The following is a 17289-nucleotide window of genomic DNA, read 5'->3' as shown; positions in this document are numbered from 1 at the left end:
ACCCCCCCCGCCTCTCAACCGCCAGGGGGGGCGCCCCCCCCCCCCGCCACACCGAGGCGTCGCGCCAACTCCCCCGCGATCTCGGCTCGTTTGATGGAGTCGATGCTGAGATCGGCCTCGAGGTCGAGGTCGGGTTCGATCATGTCGACCGGATAGCCGGTGCGTTCGCTGATGATCTCGGAGACCGCGCGCAGCACATCAGGCCCGGTGGCAGGGGCAGTCGCGGGGGCAGACCCGGCAGGGTCGGGGGCCTCGGCGGCCGCCGGGGCGGCGGCCACCGGGGCGAGCTCGGCAGGCAAGGCCGCGGCGGCGACCGGGGCCGGTGGCGCCGCGGGCCGCTCTCCCGGCGCCCCGCCGAGGTACGTGAGGAGCACATCGCGCTGGGCGGCGATCATCTCCCGGCTGGTCCTCAGGAACTCCGAGATCAGGGCGTCCTTGTCCCCGCCGCCGTACTCGCCGCCACCCGTCCGATCCGTCTGGCTCACCGTCGCCTCCATGACACGTCGGGCCGGTGCCAGCGCACCGGGAAGGAGCTCACCGTTCGCGGTGCGGACGAGGTGTCCGTCGACCGTCCAGCCGGGCCGCTTCGGTGGCGGGGCGGATCCCGCCACCACCGCGTCCCGGCCGTGGAACAGCCACGCCGTACGCACCGGAACGCCGGCTACGGCCAGCCGGGCAAGGGTGTCGAGGAATCCCCGCGGTCCATCGGAGCCGGACCGCCGTCCCTCGCAGGCGAGGGCGAGGTGCGGACGGCCATCGAGGATCTCGCCCACCAGCCGGGTGAGCACCGTCCCCGGGCCGGCCTCCACGAAGATCCGTGCGCCCGCCTCGTACATGGCCTCGATCTGCGCCACGAAGCGGACGGGCGCGCCGATCTGGGCGGTGAGTTCGGCGCGGATGGCATCCGGCTCCGCTTTGTACGGGGCGGCGGTGCGGTTCGCCCAGACGGGGAACTCGGCCACCCGCACCGGATGACGGCCCAGCGCCTCGGCGAACCGCCCACCGGCCGCGGCCACCAGCGGGCTGTGGAAGGCACAGGCCACCGGGATCCGTTTGGCCGAGTGCCCGGCCTCGCGCAGCAGCCGGACCGCCTCCTCGATGTCCCGCTCTGGCCCGGAGATCACAGTCTGCCGTGGTGCGTTGTGGTTGGCGGCCACCACGCGCTCGGCGAGTCCGGCGGTGCGCAGCACCGGTTCGACCTCGCCGGGGGCAGCGGTCACGGCCGCCATGGTGCCGGGCTCCTCCGCGTCGGCCTGGGCCGCGCCGAGGATGGCGGCCGCCCGCTCGGCACTCAGCGGCGGCAGCGTACGGGGGTCGAGGGCGCCCGCGGCGCACAGTGCGACGAGTTCGCCGTAGCTGTGTCCGGCCGCCATGTCGGGCCGTACCCCGGCCGAGGTGAGCAGGGTGTACGCGGCGAGCCCGACGATGCCCAGCGCGGGCTGGGCCACCCGGGTGTCGGTGATCGCGGTGCGCTGTGCCGCCGCCCCGCCCTCGTCGAAGGCGGCCGGGGGATACAGCGCGTCGGCGTAGGAGCGTCCGTGGCGCAGATGGCGCTGGAGTGCGGGGAAGGTGACGAACGCGTCGGCGAACATCCCGGGGCGCTGGCTGCCCTGCCCGGGGAAGAGAAAGGCCACCTTGCCGCGCTCCGGCCCGCCCTCGGGCCCCTCGGCGGTCCCGGGACCCTCGGCGGCGTCCGGGGCCAGGTGCGACCCGTCCGCTCCGCGCGGCCCCGGGCCCGGCGGATCGCCCGCGACCTGTCGTAATCGTGCGGCCAGGTCGTCCAGGTCCGTGGCCACCACGGCCGCCTGGACCGGCTCCTGGCCCGCGTCGGCCCGCCGGGAGGCGGTCAGCGCGAGGTCGCGCAGCCGCCATGGACGCCCCGCCGTGTCATTGGCCATGAGCTGGTCGAGTGTCTCCTGGACCACCCGCAGCGCGGCCGCCCGGTCGGCGCCGCGGAAGAGGAACAACTCGGCCGGCCAGGCGTCCATGCCCTGCGCGGGTGGCGCTCCCCGGCCGTGTGCCGCGAGCACCACATGGAAGTTGGTCCCGCCGAAGCCGAACGCGCTGACCCCGGCCACGCGTTCGGCGGGCGCGGCGGCCCATGGCCGGGCCCGGGTGTGGAAGGCGAAGGGGCTGCGGTCCGCGTCCCATGCCTCGTTGGGCCGGGCCAGATGCAGGGTCGGCGGTGTGATGCCCGTGTGCAGTGCCATCGTGGCCTTCACCAGCCCGGCGAGCCCGGCGGCGCATTTGGTGTGCCCGATCTGGGACTTCACCGAGCCCAGCGCACACGCCCCCGGTGCGGCCCCGGCCTCGGTGAACACCTCGCCCAGGACGGTGAGTTCGGTGCGGTCGCCGACGACCGTACCGGTGCCGTGCGCCTCGATCAGGCCGACGTCGGCGGGCGAGATACGGGCGTTGGCGTACGCGCGCTCCAAGGCCGCCCGCTGCCCTTCGGGGCGCGGGGCGGTCAGCCCGAGCGAGCGGCCGTCGCTGGAGGAGCCGACGCCCTTGACGACGGCGTAGATCCGGTCGCCGTCGCGTTCCGCGTCGGCCAGCCGTTTGAGGACGACGCAGGCGACGCCCTCGCCCAGCGCGATTCCGTCGGCCGAGCTGTCGAAGGTGCGGGAGCGGCCCGTCGGGGAGAGGGCGTGCACCGAGGAGAAGAGCACATAGTCGTTGATGCCGTTGTGCAGATCGGCGCCACCGCACAGCACGAGGTCGCTGGTGCCCGCGGTCAGCTCCTTGCAGGCCACGTCCACGGCGGCCAGCGATGACGCGCAGGCCGCGTCCACGGTGTAGTTGGCGCCGCCGAGGTCGAGCCGGTTGGCGATCCGGCCGGAGATGACATTGGCGAGCATGCCGGGGAAGGAGTCCTCGGTGAGCCGTGGCAACTGGTCCGTCAGGGCGCGTGGCACCTCGTGGACATAACGCGGCAGGACGGCGCGCAGCGTCTGGGCGTTGGACAGATCGCTGCCCGCCTCGGCGCCGAACACCACGGAGGTGCGGGCGCGGTCGAAGGCCCGGCCGCCGTCGCCGGGATCGCCGTATCCGGCGTCGTCCAGGGCCCGGCGGGCGGCCTCCAGGGCCAGCAGCTGGACGGGTTCGACGCTGCCGAGCGAGGCCGGGGGGATGCCGTAGCGCAGCGGGTCGAAGGGGATGGGTGGCAGAAAGCCGCCCCATTTGGAGGCTGATTTCGCAGCGGAGGCGCCGTCTTTACCACCCGTGTAGTGGACGGCGGGGTCCCAGCGTTCGGCGGGCACCTCGGTGACGGCGTCCACCCCGCCCACCACATTGGCCCAGAACGAGGCCAGGTCCGGCGCCTGCGGAAACATGCACGCCATGCCGACCACGGCCACGTCCAGCGGCGCGGGCGCCTCGGCCGCCGCGGGGGCCGGGGCCACGCCCAGCCGCTCACACACCGCCTCCGCGCGTGCGGTGAGGAAGTCGGCGGCGCCGGCGCCCACCGCGTGGTGCAGCGCATCGATCGTGGTGGTGGCCGAGCGCATCACGGCGACCTGTCCGGCCATGAACATACCGCCGCCGAGCTGGCCTTCCTCGTCCACCGGAGCCAGTGCGCCATCGGGCCCACGGTCCACGCCCTTGCTGGCGATCCGCAGCCGTCCCACGTTCAGCCGCTCCAGCCGCTCCCAGACCTCCCGGTCCGGCAGGCTCTCCTTCCGCAGCCGCTCCCGCACGGTGTCGAAGCTCTCGGTGAAGGGGCTGGGCACACATCGTGTGGCGTGACCGGGGGCGGTCTCCAGCAGCACGGTGTGCTCGGCGGCCACCACCTGGCGCTGGAAGAGCGGCTGTACGGCGCCGTGTGCCACCGCCTCCTCGGTGAACAGATACGCGGTGCCCATCAGCGACCCGACGGCGACACCGCGCCGGATGAGCGGGGCGGCGAGCGCGGCCACCATCGCGGCGGAGCGTTCGTCGTGCACTCCCCCGGCGAAGAAGATCTCGACACCCGCGCCGTCGCATCCCCCGTCGCTGCCGTCGAGGCCGTCGGCGTCCTCCGCGCCCGCTGTGCGCTGGGGATCGTGCGCCGCTCCGTCGAGAAAGTCCTCGATGACGGCCATCTGGGCCTCCCACAGCGGGAAGCTGTTGCGCGGCCCCACGTGGCCGCCGCATTCGGAGCCCTCGAAGACGAACCGCCGGGCCCCTGCCTGGAGGAACTGGCCCAGCAGCCCCGGCGAGGGCACATGCAGAAAGGTGGCGATGCCGTCCCGCTCCAGCGCCTTCGCCTGGGACGGCCGGCCGCCCGCGATGATGGCGTGGCTGGGACGGATCTCCCGTACGGCCTCGAGCTGGGCGTTCCTGATCTCCTCGGATGCGAAGCCGAGGACGCCGACGCCCCAGGGGCGTCCGTCCAGCGCGGCCGCGGCCTCCTCCAGCATGGTGCGGGCCTGCTCGCGTCCGGCCAGCGCGAGCGCGATGAACGGCAGCGCTCCCCCGGCGGCGACGGCGGAGGCGAACGCGCCCTGGTCGCTGACCCGGGTCATCGGGCCCTGCGCGATGGGCAGCCGGGTGCCGAGGCGGGTGCTCAGCGGGGCGCCGGGGCACAGCGCGGAGACGGCCGAGCCGTTCCGTACGGCCTCGTGTGCCGCCTCCCGGACGGCCTCGGTGATACCTCGGACGGTGCGGCCCACATCCCGCCACCGCTCGGCGAACCGCCCTGCCAGAAAGCCGTCCTGACCCACCGTCAGAGGTGGTTCGGCCTGCGAAGCGCGCCCCCTGCGCCGCAGTACGCGGTGTCCGTCGAGGACGGTGGTCTCGGAGCCGTCCATGGAGCGGATGGCGGCGGCCCGGTCCTCGGGCAGTCCCGACTCGGCGAGCAGGGCCAGCTGGGCGTCGAGGACGACCCCGGCCGCACCGCCGAGCACGGAGGCCGCGGCGGTGCGCGGGCCGATGCCACCGCAGGCCCACACCGGTAAGGACACCCGGGGGTCGGCGAGAAGCCGCTGGAGCAGGACGAAGGTGCCCAGCGCACCGATCCGGCCGCCGCTCTCGCTCCCCCGGGCGATCACCCCGTGCGCTCCGGCGCGGATGGCATCGAGGGCCTCGGCCAGGTCGGTGACCTCGGCCAGCACCCGGCAGCGGTCGGCAACGGCCTCCACCGGCCAGGGCGAGTCCACCCCGAGCACCACCGTATGCGGACCCCGCGCACCGCCGGATGAGCCGCTCGCGGGGGTGCCGCTGGGCGGGGCGTCCGACAGGTCCGAAGGGGTGAGGGGACAGCCCGCCGCGACCCGTACGCCGTACCGGCCATCGGCCACCCACTCGCCGATGTCTTCCCATGCCTGGAGGGCTTGGCGGCCCGATGTTCCCAGGTCGAGGACGCCGAGACCACCCGCGCGGCTGACCGCGGCGGCGAGTCGGGCGTCCGGTTCCCCGAACGGAGTGATGCCGATGACAAGATCGCCGGCGTCCACGGCGGATGACATGTTTTCTCCGAAAATCGCTAGCGCGGCAGGAAAGGGAGATAATTCGGGCAACGCATGCCGAACGTATGGCACGGCAATCTCGCGAAACGGCGCCGAATGAAATTAGCCACGTCGTTACTGAAGAGTCAACAAGCAGTCGTGCACACTCGCGCCGCGACGGGCTGAATCTCGCCAGACGCGAAGACATCGGCGCCGCCGCCACCTTCTCCCCTCTGTTGCACGTTCATATATCTCAGGTGAAAGAGATCGCAGCCGAAGGTAGGCCGGGACGCATGAGCCAACCTTGAATGCGCCTTAACCTGCGCGCATACCAGATGCTGATTTCACTGTCGCGAATTTACGTATACGGACCGGAGAAGCGGGGCGGACCGGCGGGCGGCCACGCGGCCGCCCGCCCCAGCGCGTTTCAGTCACTCACCTCGACCACGGGCGACTCCTCGAGCAGATCCCGGACCTCGTCGGCCGCGACCTCCCGCAACTCCTCGCCGACCAGCAGCCACCGGGTGATGCCGATCGACTCCAGGAACGGCAGATCGTGGCTGGCGACCACGAGCGCGCCCTGGTAGGAGTCCAGCGCGCTCGTCAGCTGCCGCACACTGGCCAGGTCGAGGTTGTTGGTCGGCTCGTCGAGCATCAGCAGCTGCGGGGCCGGTGCGGCGAGCATGGTCGCCGCGAGGGCGGCCCGGAAGCGTTCGCCACCCGAGAGGGTGCCCGCCGACTGCTCCGCACGCGCCCCCTTGAACAGGAAGCGCGCGAGCTGGGAGCGGATCTGGTTGTCGCTGACCCCGGGCGCCCGGCGCGCGACGTTCGCCGCCACGCTCAGCTCGTCGTCCAGCACATCCAGCCGCTGGGGCAGGAACCGCAGCGGCACATACGTCCTGGCCTCCCCGGACACCGGGCTGAGCTGACCGGTGAGGGTACGCAGCAGGGTGGTCTTGCCCGCTCCGTTGCGCCCGACCAGCGCGATGCGTTCGGGCCCGTGCACATGGATGGTGGCGTCGCGCAGCGCGCCGTACCGGGGGCGCAGTTCACTCAGGCTGAGCACGGTGCGGCCCGCGGGCACGGCGGTGTGCGGCAGGCTCACCCGGATCTCGGCGTCGTCGCGGACCGCCTCCGCGGCCTCCTCACGCCGCTCACGCGCCTCGTGGAGGCGGTCCTCGTGCAGATCCTTGAGCTTGCCGGCCGACTCCTGCGCCGACCGCTTGCGGGCACCGGCGACGATCCTCGGCGCCCGCCGCTCGATGTCCATCTTCTTGCTGTGCCGCTGACGGCGGGCCAGTTTGATCTGGGTTTCCTCCAATTCGCGCTTTTGCCGCCGCACATCCGCCTCGGCGGCCCGCAGCATCCGCGCGGCCGCCTCCTGCTGGGTGGCCAGCGCCTCCTGGTAGGCGGACCAGCCGCCGCCGTACCAGGTCACCGACCCGGACCGCAGATCGGCGATGCGGTCCACCCGCTCCAGCAGCTCACGGTCGTGGCTGACCACGACCAGCACACCGGAGCGCCAGGAGTCGACGGCGTCGTAGAGCCGGCGCCGCGCGAACACGTCGAGGTTGTTGGTGGGTTCGTCGAGCAGCAGGACGTCGGGCCGCTCCAGGAGCAGGGCGGCCAGGCGCAGCAGTACGGTCTCGCCGCCCGACAGATGGCCGACGGTGCGGTCCAGTTCGACACCGCCGAGCCCGAGCGAGCTCAGCGTCGCCACGGCCCGCTCCTCGACGTCCCAGTCGTCGCCGACCGTCTCGAAGTGGGCCTCGTCGACGTCTCCGGCCTCGATGGCGCGCAGCGCGGCGCACCGCTCGGCGATGCCCAGTGCCTGGTCGACGCGGAGGGTGGTGTCGAGCGTGATGTTCTGCGGAAGGTAGGCGAGGCTGCCGCCGACGGTCACCGACCCCTCGGCGGGGCGCAGCCGACCGGCGATCAGCCGCAGCAGGGTGGACTTGCCACTGCCATTGGTGCCGACGAGGCCGGTGCGGCCCCGCCCGATGGCCAGCGACAGGCCGTCGAAGACCGGCGTGCCGTCGGCCCACTGGAAGGACACGGCCGAGCAGGTCACGGAGGCGCCGGGGGTGGGGGATGCTGCCATGGTGATCTCGCATTCGTAAGCGCTGTGAACAAGGGGCTACGTATGCGAGCACCACGCGGCGACCAAGCCGGGGAATCGGGTGCGGTCCTCCGAAGGGCGAGGGACGGCTTATGCACCGAGGTCGCATCCACGCGGGTCACGGGCGGCAGAAGGGCCGACTACGGCGTGACGGGCTACGGCTTGTGCCGTACCGCGCGATGATCGCGGACCTCAGATACGCAACGTCCACCTCTATCGGAGACAACAGGACCCCGGCAGTCTACCCCAGCAGTGGAGCCTGATGTCGTACGCACGGCCGGGCGGGGGCTCACCCCGCCACCTTCCTGCCAACCTTTTCCACGCCCCCGCTCCCGCGCACGACCGCCATTACGATCACCGCGTGACCTGGCGGCGCATCCGCACCGAGGCGCGCCGCACCTTTCGGACCGCATCGGATCAAAGGACGTGGAGAAGTGAACAGCCGGTTGAGCATCGCGGCCGTGTCGGCCGTCTCCCTGGTGGCACTCATGGGTGGTACGACGGTGGCGACGGCGCAGGAGTCCGACCCGGCGCCGAAGTCCTGTGACGGTGTCCGGCTGACCGGCGAGCTCCCCGCCCCTGCGCCCGGCCAGGCCGTTTCGGGGCAGATCACCATAGGCCCCGACTGCGAGCCGGAACTGGGCTCCGTACGGCGCGGCCCGGCTTCGGACCGCCCGGCGCGCACCGCCGCCACTGCCGCCGCCACCGCCGCCGCGGGCCATCAGCTGCGTGGCTGGAACGAGATGTACGACTGCTGCAACATCCGGATGACGGGCCTGTACACCGCCTCCTCGTGGGACACGGCGGACGGCCGCGTCACCACGGCCGGCACCACGGCCACCCAGGAGTGGAACCGCGAGCCGTGGGACGCCGGTTGGTCGCTCACCTCGCGGACCGCGAAGGACGACTGCGCCACGGACTGCGCAGAGGTCAACTCCGAGGCACACGCCGACTTCGCGTATCAGGGCGTCTTCGATCCGATCGGCGACTTGTACGACAACACCCACCACTCCTACGTCCAGTTGAAGGCCGACGGGACGGCGAGCTGCCGCTTCGATGTGGAGCTGCGGCACACCTTCGTGGGCTGGAACTGGCGGTACGGCTGCGAGTGACGGCACCGGCGGCACGGTGGCACACGGCATGGCCTCCGCCGGGTGCCACCACCCGCGTCAGACGGGGTGCGGTATCACGATGCCCCGGCGCACTGGAGCAGTATCCGGGCCAGCTCACCCGGCTGGGAGAACATCGGCCAGTGGCCCGTGTCCATCTCGACCAGCCGCCAGCGCTCGCTCTTCAGCAGCTCGGCCACATCGTCCGTCGGCTCGGCACCGTCGAGCAAACACTTGATGTAGGTGGCCGGAAGCTCGCCGAGCGGGCGCGCCAGGACGGCCGGCTCGGACAGCGTGGCGCCCGGATGCGGCGTGGAACCGGCCACGATCCGCGCGATCTGCTCGTCGGTGAGCCCCTGGCCCTCGTAGTCGGCCGCGGTCAGGGGTGCCCAGCAGCCATCGTTGGCAGCCATCGACGCCTCCACCATGGCCCGGCCGCTGGGCCAGGCCGACAGGAACGACCCACCGTCCGCCGGAACGTTGGAGTCCACGAACACCACATGGGCCAGCCGGTCACCGATGTGCTCGGCGGCCTGGCCGACCGGGATGCCCGAATAGCTGTGCCCCACCAGGACCACATCGCGCAGATCGAGGCGCTCGATCTCGCCGACGATGTCCTGGACGTGGGTCTGCTGCCCGGCCGGCACACCCTGCTTCTCGGCGAGCCCGGACAGCGTGAGGGCATGCGCGCCGTGTCCGGACACCCGCAGCTCCGGCACCACCTCGTCCCATGCCCACGCCCCCAGCCAGGCACCCGCCACCAGTACGAATTGCGTCATGTCGGCAAGGTAGCGCAGGGGTCCGACAACGGACCGCCGGGAACCGCCGAGGACCTCGCTCAAAGGATCTCGATGACCTCGGGTCCAAAGGGCATCGAGACCTCGGGGTCACAGGACATCGAGGAGCACGGGCTCACAGGATGTCGAGGGGCACGGGTCCCGTGGGCGGCGGGAAGGCGCGGTCCAGCGCGTCCAGGTCCTCCGGGGCCAGCTCGAGATCCAGCGCGGCGCGGTTCTGCTCGACATGTCCGACCCGCCCGGCCTTGGGGATCGCCTGCACCCCCTGCCTGAGCACCCACGCCAGCGCCACCTGCTCGGGCGTCGCGCCATGCGCCCGAGCGACCTCCCGCAGCGCCGCGGTGCGCGGCAGCCGTCCCTGCTCGATGGGTGAATAGGCCATGAGGGGGATGTCGCGCCGTTGGCACCAGGGCATGAGGTCGTGCTCGACACCGCGCCTGGTGAGGTTGTAGAGCACCTGGTTGACGGCGACCCCGCCGCCACCGGGGATGGAGACGAGATCCGTCATATCGGAGGCGTCGAAGTTGCTCACACCCCAGTGGCGGATCTTGCCGCTGTCGGCCAGTTCGGCGAAGGCTTCGAGGGTCTCCTCCAGCGAGATCCGCCCGCGCCAGTGCAGCAGATACAGATCGATCCGGTCGGTGCCGAGCCGCCGCAGGCTGCCCTCGCAGGCCGCGATGGCGCCACTGCGGTCGGCGTGGCTCGGGAGCACCTTACTGACCAGAAAGACGTCGTCACGGCGGTCGGCGATCGCCTCCGCGACGAGTTCCTCGGAGGCGCCGCTGCCGTACATCTCGGCGGTGTCCACGAGGGTCATCCCGAGGTCGAGTCCACGCCGCAGCGCCGCGATCTCGTCGGCGCGGCGCCGGGGGTCGTCACCGATGTGCCAGGTGCCCTGGCCGAGCAGCGGGATCCGCTCGCCCGAGGGCAGCGGGACGGTGTCCGGTGCGGTGGTCATCGTGCCCGCCTCCCTGGTTCTCCGGCTGCCTCCAACGGTAGGCGACGCCACGCCGTGCAACGTGCGCACCACGTGCTGCGGGTGAGCGAGGCCGGGGCTGGAGGCGCTCAGTGCGCCGAGGGGCGGGCCCTAATACCGGCCCGTAATACCGGCCCGCCCCTCGGGGAACTCCTGAAGCGAGCCGGGAAATACCGATTCGCAGGGAGAAATTACGCGGTCTCGGGCCGCCGCGCGGTGGCGATCAGATAACCCAGCTCGGGCATTTCCATGTTCTCGCCCTCGGCGGGCTTCAGCTTCTTGAAGACCTCCGGATCGACCTTCGACGCCAGCTGCTCCATGTTCTGAGCCATGGCCTCGCCGAGCCGCCTGACCGACTGCTTGGTGGTGCTTTCGCTGACGTCGAGCAGCTCCGTACAGCGCAGCCCGGCCTCGCGCAGCATCGCCGGGTATGTCTCGAAAGACGCGGGCGGCTGAGTGAGATACCGCTGGAGAATGTTCTCGATGACCGGCCGCCGCTCCTCGGATATCGCCTCGCGCTCATAGTTGTCGGTGAGCGCCAGCCGGCCGCCCGGCCGCAGCACGCGGGCGGCCTCCGCGAGCGCCGCCGTCCGGTCGGGCATCTGCATCACGGATTCCAGCATCCAGACGGCGTCGAAGGAGGCGTCGTCGAAGGACAGGTCCATCGCGTCGCCGTACTGGAAGGTGACCTTGCCGCTCACCCCGGCGGCATCGGCCAGCTCATTGGCCTTCTCGACCTGCTTACGGCTGACGCTGACGCCCACCACCTCGGCACCCGTCGTCCGCGCGAGCCTGATCGCGGGGCCGCCGAAGCCGCAGCCGATGTCCAGGACCCGGGAGCCGGCGCCGATGCGCAGCCGCTCGACCATCATGTCGGTGAGCCGGTCGGCGGCTTCCTCCAGATTGGTGGTGTCCTCCTGGCTGTTCCAGTAGCCCACATGGATGTTCGGGCCGTAGAGCGAGGCGTCGAACATGCCCACCAGCTGGTCGTAGAACTCGCCGACCCGCTCGCCGACCGCGCTGACATTGGATGACGTCATGATGTTTCCTCCCGCAGTAATGGAAAGGTCTTCGGCGACATCAGAAATCCGCGAGCGCCTTCCCCGTTTTTTCTTCCGCGCTTCGAATGAACGCGAGCCTATCAGGATGTCAGGCCATGCGAATCACACATTCTCCGCAAGCCAGTTGAGGACCGTTTCGGCCGCCACGCCGGCGAAATCCTCCATCATGGTGAAGTGGTCGCCGGGAACGTCGATACGGGTCAGTGCGGCGCCCCATGCCGATTCCTCGTCGGCCCCCTCTCCGGACCCCGGAAAGGATTCCTCCGCTTTCACCGTGAGAATGGGCGCGTCGACCGGTGTGGGCGCCCAGTCGGAGAAAAGGCGCAGATAGCCGCCCATGGCGGTCAGCCTGCCCTCGTCCACCACACCGAACATCTTTTCCCGGTCGAACATCTTGCCGGACAGATTGGTCTGGATCCACGGCAACGCCTCGCTGCGCGGCAGATAGGTGTCCAGCAGGACGACCGCGGAGGGCGCGCTGCCACGTGCCTCCAGCCACCCGGCGACCGCCTGGGCGATCCAGCCGCCCGACGAGCGCCCGACGAGCACGAACGGCTTCTCCCCGGCACAGCGCAGCGCCGCCTCCGCCTGCATTTCCACGACCGCGTCGACGCTCGCCGGAAGCAGCTCCCCCTTGCCGAAGCCGGGCTCGGGCAGCACGGAGACATCGCGTCGGCCCCGGAACCCGGCCGCGAACCTGGCGTACTCACGGGGCCCCGAGATGGCGACCAGCGAGGGGAAACACACCAGGCCCGGTGCCGTGGCGCCCTTGGAGAGCCGCACCAGCTTGGGCGCGGTGGTCACCTCCGCGGCCGTCTGGAACGACGGGCGCAGCCGGGCCGCGGCCATGAGCAACTGGGTGCCCGCCACGTACTGTTCATCGGCGCACGCCTGCCGGTACAGCTCCTCGATCGTCGAGCCCGTCCCGGCCGCCCTGGCGGCACCGGCGGCCGGTGCGGAGACCGGTTGCGCCGCGCCGATGGCCGGAGCCCCGTCCCGGGGCGCGGACTCGGGCGCGCCGGGGACCAGTTGGGCCCGCAGATAGGTGGCGAGCGCCGCGGGTGTGCCATGGTCGAAGAGCAGCGTGGCGGGCAGGCTGAGACCGGTGGCGAGGTTGAGCCGGTTACGGATCTCCACCGCGGTGAGCGAGGTGATGCCGAGCTCCAGGAAGGCGTGTCCGTCCTCCACCAGGTCCGGTGAGTCATGGCCGAGCACGGTGGCGGCATGGGTGCGCACCAGCTCGGTCAGAACCTGGGTCTGCTCCCGGCCGGACAGCCCGTTCAGCCGCTGCCCGATCGGCTCCACTCCCCCGTCGCCGGTGGCGGAGCCGGAGGCGGCGTTGTGGGCCGTCCGGCGGGCCGGGACCCGCACCAGGCCACGCAGCAGATGCGGGACGCCGAGAGAGGCGGCCTGCACCCGCAGGGCCGCGATGTCGAGCCGCATCGGCACCAGCAGGGGATCCGTGTCGGTGGCGGTCTGGGAGGGCCCGCTGCCACTCACATCGGTGCTCCCACCCGCGCCGGGGCCTCCGGCCCAGGCGTGCCACGCCCGCGCCGTCGCCGCGTCGAAGAGCGCGAGGCCCTCCTCGGACGACAGCGCCGCCACTCCCGCCCGGTTGAGCCGCTCGACATCGCTGTCGTCCATGTGTCCCGTCATGGCGCTGCGTTCCGCCCACAGCCCCCAGGCCAGCGAGACCGCCGACAGCCCCCGCGCCCTGCGCCGCCGCGCCAGCGCGTCCAGGAACGCGTTGGCCGCCGCGTAGTTGGCCTGGCCGCTGCCACCGAACACGCCCGCCGCCGAGGAGAACAGCACGAACGCGGACAGCGGCAGGTGCTCCGTCAGCTCGTGGAGGTTGACGGCGGCGTCGGCCTTGGGCCGCAGCACCGTGTCGACGCGCTCCGGGGTCAGCGACCCGATCACCCCGTCGTCGAGCACACCGGCCGCGTGCACCACGCCGGTCAGCGGATGTTCGGCCGGTACGGTGGCCAGCAGCCGTGCCAGCGCGGCGCGGTCGGCCGTGTCGCAGGCGGCCAGGGACACCGAGGCCCCCGACGCGGTCAGCTCGTCCACCAGCTCGGCGGCGCCGGTGGCCTCGCGGCCCCGGCGGCTGGTCAGCAGCAGATGGCGTACGCCGTGCTCGGCCACCAGGTGACGGGCCACCAGTGAGCCCAGCACACCCGTGGCGCCGGTGATGAGGACCGTTCCCTCCGGGTCCCACAGCGGCGTGGCGGTGGCCCCGCCGTCCCGTTCCCCGGCCGACGTGGGCCCGGTCGCGCGGGCCGCGGGGACGCGGGCGAGCCGTGGCACCAGCGCCCCACCGCCGCGCACCGCCATCTGCGGTTCGTCACCCGACAGGGCCTGCGGCAGGGCGGCGAACGACGCCTCCTGGTCGTCCAGGTCGAGCAGCAGGAAGCGGTCGGGGTTCTCCGACTGCGCCGACCTCACCAGTCCCCACACCGAGGCGCAGGCCGGATCGGCGAGCGATTCCCCTGGCCGGACACCAACCGCCCCACGGGTGACCAGCACCAGCCGGGACCGTCCGGACCGCCCATCGGCCAGCCACGACTGCACCAGCGCGAGCGCCCGGTGGGCCGCGACACGGACGGTCTCGGCGGACGGTGCGAGCACCACCGGGGAGGAAAGGGAGGCGAACACGAGATCCGGCGCCGTTCGCCCAGCCTCGATGGCCTCTCCCAGCGCGGACAGATCCGCATACGTCTCGGCCAGGGCGCCCGCCGTGCCCGCCGACTTCAGCGCCGCCGACAGCCCCGTGTCGCCCTCGGCCAGAACGGCCCAGCGGCCGGGGGCCCCGGGCGACGGCGACGCCGTCGCGGGCGCCGTCCACTCCACGCGGAACAGCGACTCATGGAAGGCGCCGTGTGCCGCACCGAGCTGGTCCCGGGCGACCGCGCGGGTGACGAGCGAATCCACCGAGGCCACGGGCCGTCCCGACTCATCGAGCGCGGTCAGCGACACCGCGTCCGGCCCGGCCGGGGACAGCCGCACCCGCAGCGCGGACGCGCCCGTGGCATGCAGCGCGACTCCACTCCAGACGAAGGGAAGCCGGACCCGTCCGGTGCCGGACCGCCCCATGCCGACCCCCTCATCCGGACGGACGTTGCCATCGGGCGCGGGGAGGCGGACGAAACCGCCGAACGCCATCGAGTGCAACGCGGCGTCCAGCAGGGCCGGGTGGAGGCCGAACCGCCCGGCGTCCTGCCCTGCCTCCTCCGCCAGGCGGACCTCCGCGAAAACCTCGTCGCCCTTGCGCCAGACGGCGCGCAGCCCCTGGAAGGACGGCCCGTAGCCCAGTCCGGTGCGTGCGAACCGTTCGTAGAGCCCGGCGACATCCACCGCCTCCGCACCGGCCGGTGGCCATGCCTCCGACTCCGGCTCCGACTCCGTGGCGCGGTCGGCCGAGGTGCCGCCGCTGCCGAGCACACCGGTGGCGTGCTGTGTCCAGGGGCCGTCCTCCGTCTGCGCGTACACACCGACCGAGCGCCGCCCCGTCTCATCGGGACCACCGACCGCGACCTGTAGCCGGACCGTGCCCTGCTCGGGCAGCACCAGCGGGGCCCCGAGGGTCAGCTCTTCCACATGGTCGCAGCCGACCGCGTCACCGGCCCGCATCAGCAGCTCCACGAAGGCCGTCCCCGGCAGCAGCGTGACATCCGCCACCGCGTGGTCGGCGAGCCAGGGATGGGTACGGAGCGACAACCGCCCGGTGAGCAGGAACCCATCGGAGTCGGGCAGCGGCACGGCGGCCCCCAGCAGCGGATGCCCGGCCGAATCCAGCCCCACCGATGACACGTCGCCGGGGACCTCGACGGCCTCGGACTCCAGCCAGAAATGCGTGCGCTGGAAGGCATACGTCGGCAGATCCACCCGCTCCGCACCCGTTCCGGCGAACATCCCCGCCCAGTCGACGGACGCGCCGCCGACGTACGCCTCGGCCAGAGACGTCAGGAACCGCTCCAGCCCGCCTTCGTCACGGCGCAGCGAACCGACAGCGGTGACGCGGGTGCCGTGGTCCTCGGCCGTTTGCTCCACGCCCATCGTCAGCACCGGATGGGCGCTGGCCTCGATGAACACCTGGAAACCGTCAGTCAGCAGGGCGCGGACCGTCTCATCGAAGCGCACCGCCTGACGCAGATTGCGGTACCAGTACCCGGCGTCCAGTTCCTGGGTGTCCAGCACACCCGCCGTGACCGTGGAGTAGAACGGCACCGATGAGGCCCGAGGCGCGATATCCGCCAGCTCCCGCAGCAACTCCTCCTCGATCTCCTCCACATGGGCGCAGTGCGAGGCGTAGTCCACGGGGACGCGACGCGCCCGGATCCCATCGCCCTCGCATACGGCCAGCAGCTCATCCAAGGCGTCCGCGTCACCGGAGACCACGACCGCCGAGGGCCCGTTCACCGCCGCCACGGACAGCCGCTCGCCCCATCGAGCCAGCCGCTCCCGTACCGCCTCCACGTGCAGCGACACCGACACCATGCCACCACGACCCGAAAGCGCCCGCAGCGCCTTGCTCCGCAACGCCACCACCTTCGCGGCGTCCTCCAGTGACAAGGCACCCGCCACACACGCCGCCGCGATCTCACCCTGCGAATGGCCAATAACAGCGGCAGGCTCGACGCCGTACGAACGCCACAGCTCCGCCAACGACACCATCACCGCGAACAGAGCGGGCTGCACCACATCCACCCGCTCCAACGCCTCCGCAGCACACTCACCACCCCGCAACACATCCCCGAGCGACCACTCCACAAACGGCACCAACGCCGCCGCACACTCACCCACCCGCTCCGCGAACACCGGCGAAGACTCCAGCAACCCCGCCGCCATCCCCACCCACTGCGACCCCTGACCGGGGAAGACAAAGGCGGCACGGGCGTCGGCGCCGACCACTGCCCCCCGTACCACGCCCGTCGCCTCGCGGCCCTCGGCCAGCGCGGTCAGGCCCTTGACGAGCGCGGTACGGTCGGCGCCCAGCACCACCGCCCGCCGTTCGAACGCCGCGCGCGTGGTGACCAGCGACAGACCGATGTCCGCCGTCGCCGGGCCGGTGTCCCCGGCCACCAGTGCGAGCAGTCGCGCCGCCTGCCCCCGCACCCCGGCGTCGGACTTCGCCGAGAGCACCCATGGCACCACGGCGAGGGCCAACCGCGCGTCCCCCTCGGGGGTTTCATCTTCGGCCCCGGCCACGGGCGCCTGTTCGAGGATGATGTGCGCGTTGGTGCCGCTGAGGCCGAAGGACGAGACACCCGCCCGGCGTGGGCGGCCGGTCTCGGGCCATGGCCTGGCCTCGGTGAGCAGCTCGACGGCTCCCGCCGTCCAGTCGATGTGTGACGACGGTTCGTCGACGCCCAGCGTCTGTGGCAGCAGACCGTGTCGCATGGCGAGCACCATCTTCATGATGCCCGCGACACCGGCCGCGGCCTGGGTGTGCCCGATGTTGGACTTGATCGAGCCGAGCCACAGGGGCTGGTCGTCGGTGTGTTCACGGCCGTACGTGGCCAACAGCGCCTGCGCCTCGATGGGGTCGCCGAGCGTCGTCCCCGTACCGTGTGCCTCGACCGCGTCCACCTCGGCCGCCGACAGCCGCGCGTTCGCCAGCGCGGCGCGGATCACCCGCTGCTGGGACGGCCCGTTGGGCGCGGTGAGACCGTTGCTGGCACCGTCCTGGTTGACGGCGGAGCCACGTACCACGGCAAGGATCCGGTGGCCGTTGCGGCGTGCGTCCGACAGCCGCTCCAGCAGCAGCATGCCCACGCCCTCTCCCCAGCCGGTGCCGTCCGCGG

The 17289-nt window shown here is 72.1% G+C and carries 5 protein-coding genes and 3 pseudogenes; 1 reads left to right on the top strand and 7 read right to left on the bottom strand.

What is annotated here, in order from left to right; genetic code table 11:
- Positions 1-29 precede the first annotated feature (29 nt).
- The 3 pseudogenes from NQU54_RS46370 to NQU54_RS50470 form a co-directional block, all read right to left on the bottom strand.
- Positions 30-5444: pseudogene (locus NQU54_RS46370) on the bottom strand (beta-ketoacyl synthase N-terminal-like domain-containing protein); the annotation flags it as partial.
- Positions 5445-6047: 603 nt separating this feature from the next.
- A pseudogene (locus NQU54_RS50475) lies at positions 6048-6693 on the bottom strand (ATP-binding cassette domain-containing protein); the annotation flags it as partial.
- Positions 6694-6912: 219 nt separating this feature from the next.
- Positions 6913-7524, bottom strand: a pseudogene (locus NQU54_RS50470) (ATP-binding cassette domain-containing protein); the annotation flags it as partial.
- Positions 7525-7976: 452 nt separating this feature from the next.
- On the opposite strand from NQU54_RS50470, the gene NQU54_RS46360 reads away from it, so the two are divergent.
- Positions 7977-8654, top strand: a complete 678-nt coding sequence (locus NQU54_RS46360) for a hypothetical protein (RefSeq protein WP_257636303.1) — start codon at positions 7977-7979, stop codon at positions 8652-8654.
- Between the two features lie 74 nt (positions 8655-8728).
- Here NQU54_RS46360 and NQU54_RS46355 read toward each other — a convergent pair whose 3' ends face one another.
- The 4 genes from NQU54_RS46355 to NQU54_RS46340 all read right to left on the bottom strand — a co-directional run.
- Positions 8729-9430 carry an alpha/beta fold hydrolase gene (locus NQU54_RS46355; RefSeq protein ID WP_257636302.1) on the bottom strand — a complete coding sequence of 234 codons (702 nt, stop codon included), beginning with the start codon at positions 9428-9430 and terminating at the stop codon, positions 8729-8731.
- Positions 9431-9563: 133 nt separating this feature from the next.
- Entirely contained in the window at positions 9564-10406 is an 843-nt protein-coding gene (locus tag NQU54_RS46350) for an aldo/keto reductase (RefSeq protein WP_257636301.1), read from the bottom strand.
- Between the two features lie 209 nt (positions 10407-10615).
- On the bottom strand, positions 10616-11464 hold the full coding sequence (locus NQU54_RS46345; RefSeq protein ID WP_257636300.1) for an SAM-dependent methyltransferase: 849 nt from the start codon (positions 11462-11464) through the stop codon (positions 10616-10618).
- Between the two features lie 123 nt (positions 11465-11587).
- On the bottom strand, positions 11588-17289 hold a 5702-nt coding region (locus NQU54_RS46340; protein WP_257636299.1), incomplete at its 5' end, for a type I polyketide synthase.

This window comes from Streptomyces malaysiensis subsp. samsunensis, assembly GCF_024519315.1.
In the GTDB taxonomy this organism is placed as follows: Bacteria; Actinomycetota; Actinomycetes; order Streptomycetales; family Streptomycetaceae; genus Streptomyces; species Streptomyces malaysiensis.
Note: the sequence above shows the minus strand (reverse complement) of the source record. Positions and strands in the feature narration are given on the sequence as shown.

Coding starts and splice junctions, on each gene's coding strand:
- NQU54_RS46345 (WP_257636300.1), bottom strand. CDS start 11,464: ATGACGTCATCCAATGTCAGCGCGGTCGGCGAGCGGGTCGGCGAGTTC.
- NQU54_RS46355 (WP_257636302.1), bottom strand. CDS start 9,430: ATGACGCAATTCGTACTGGTGGCGGGTGCCTGGCTGGGGGCGTGGGCA.
- NQU54_RS46350 (WP_257636301.1), bottom strand. CDS start 10,406: ATGACCACCGCACCGGACACCGTCCCGCTGCCCTCGGGCGAGCGGATC.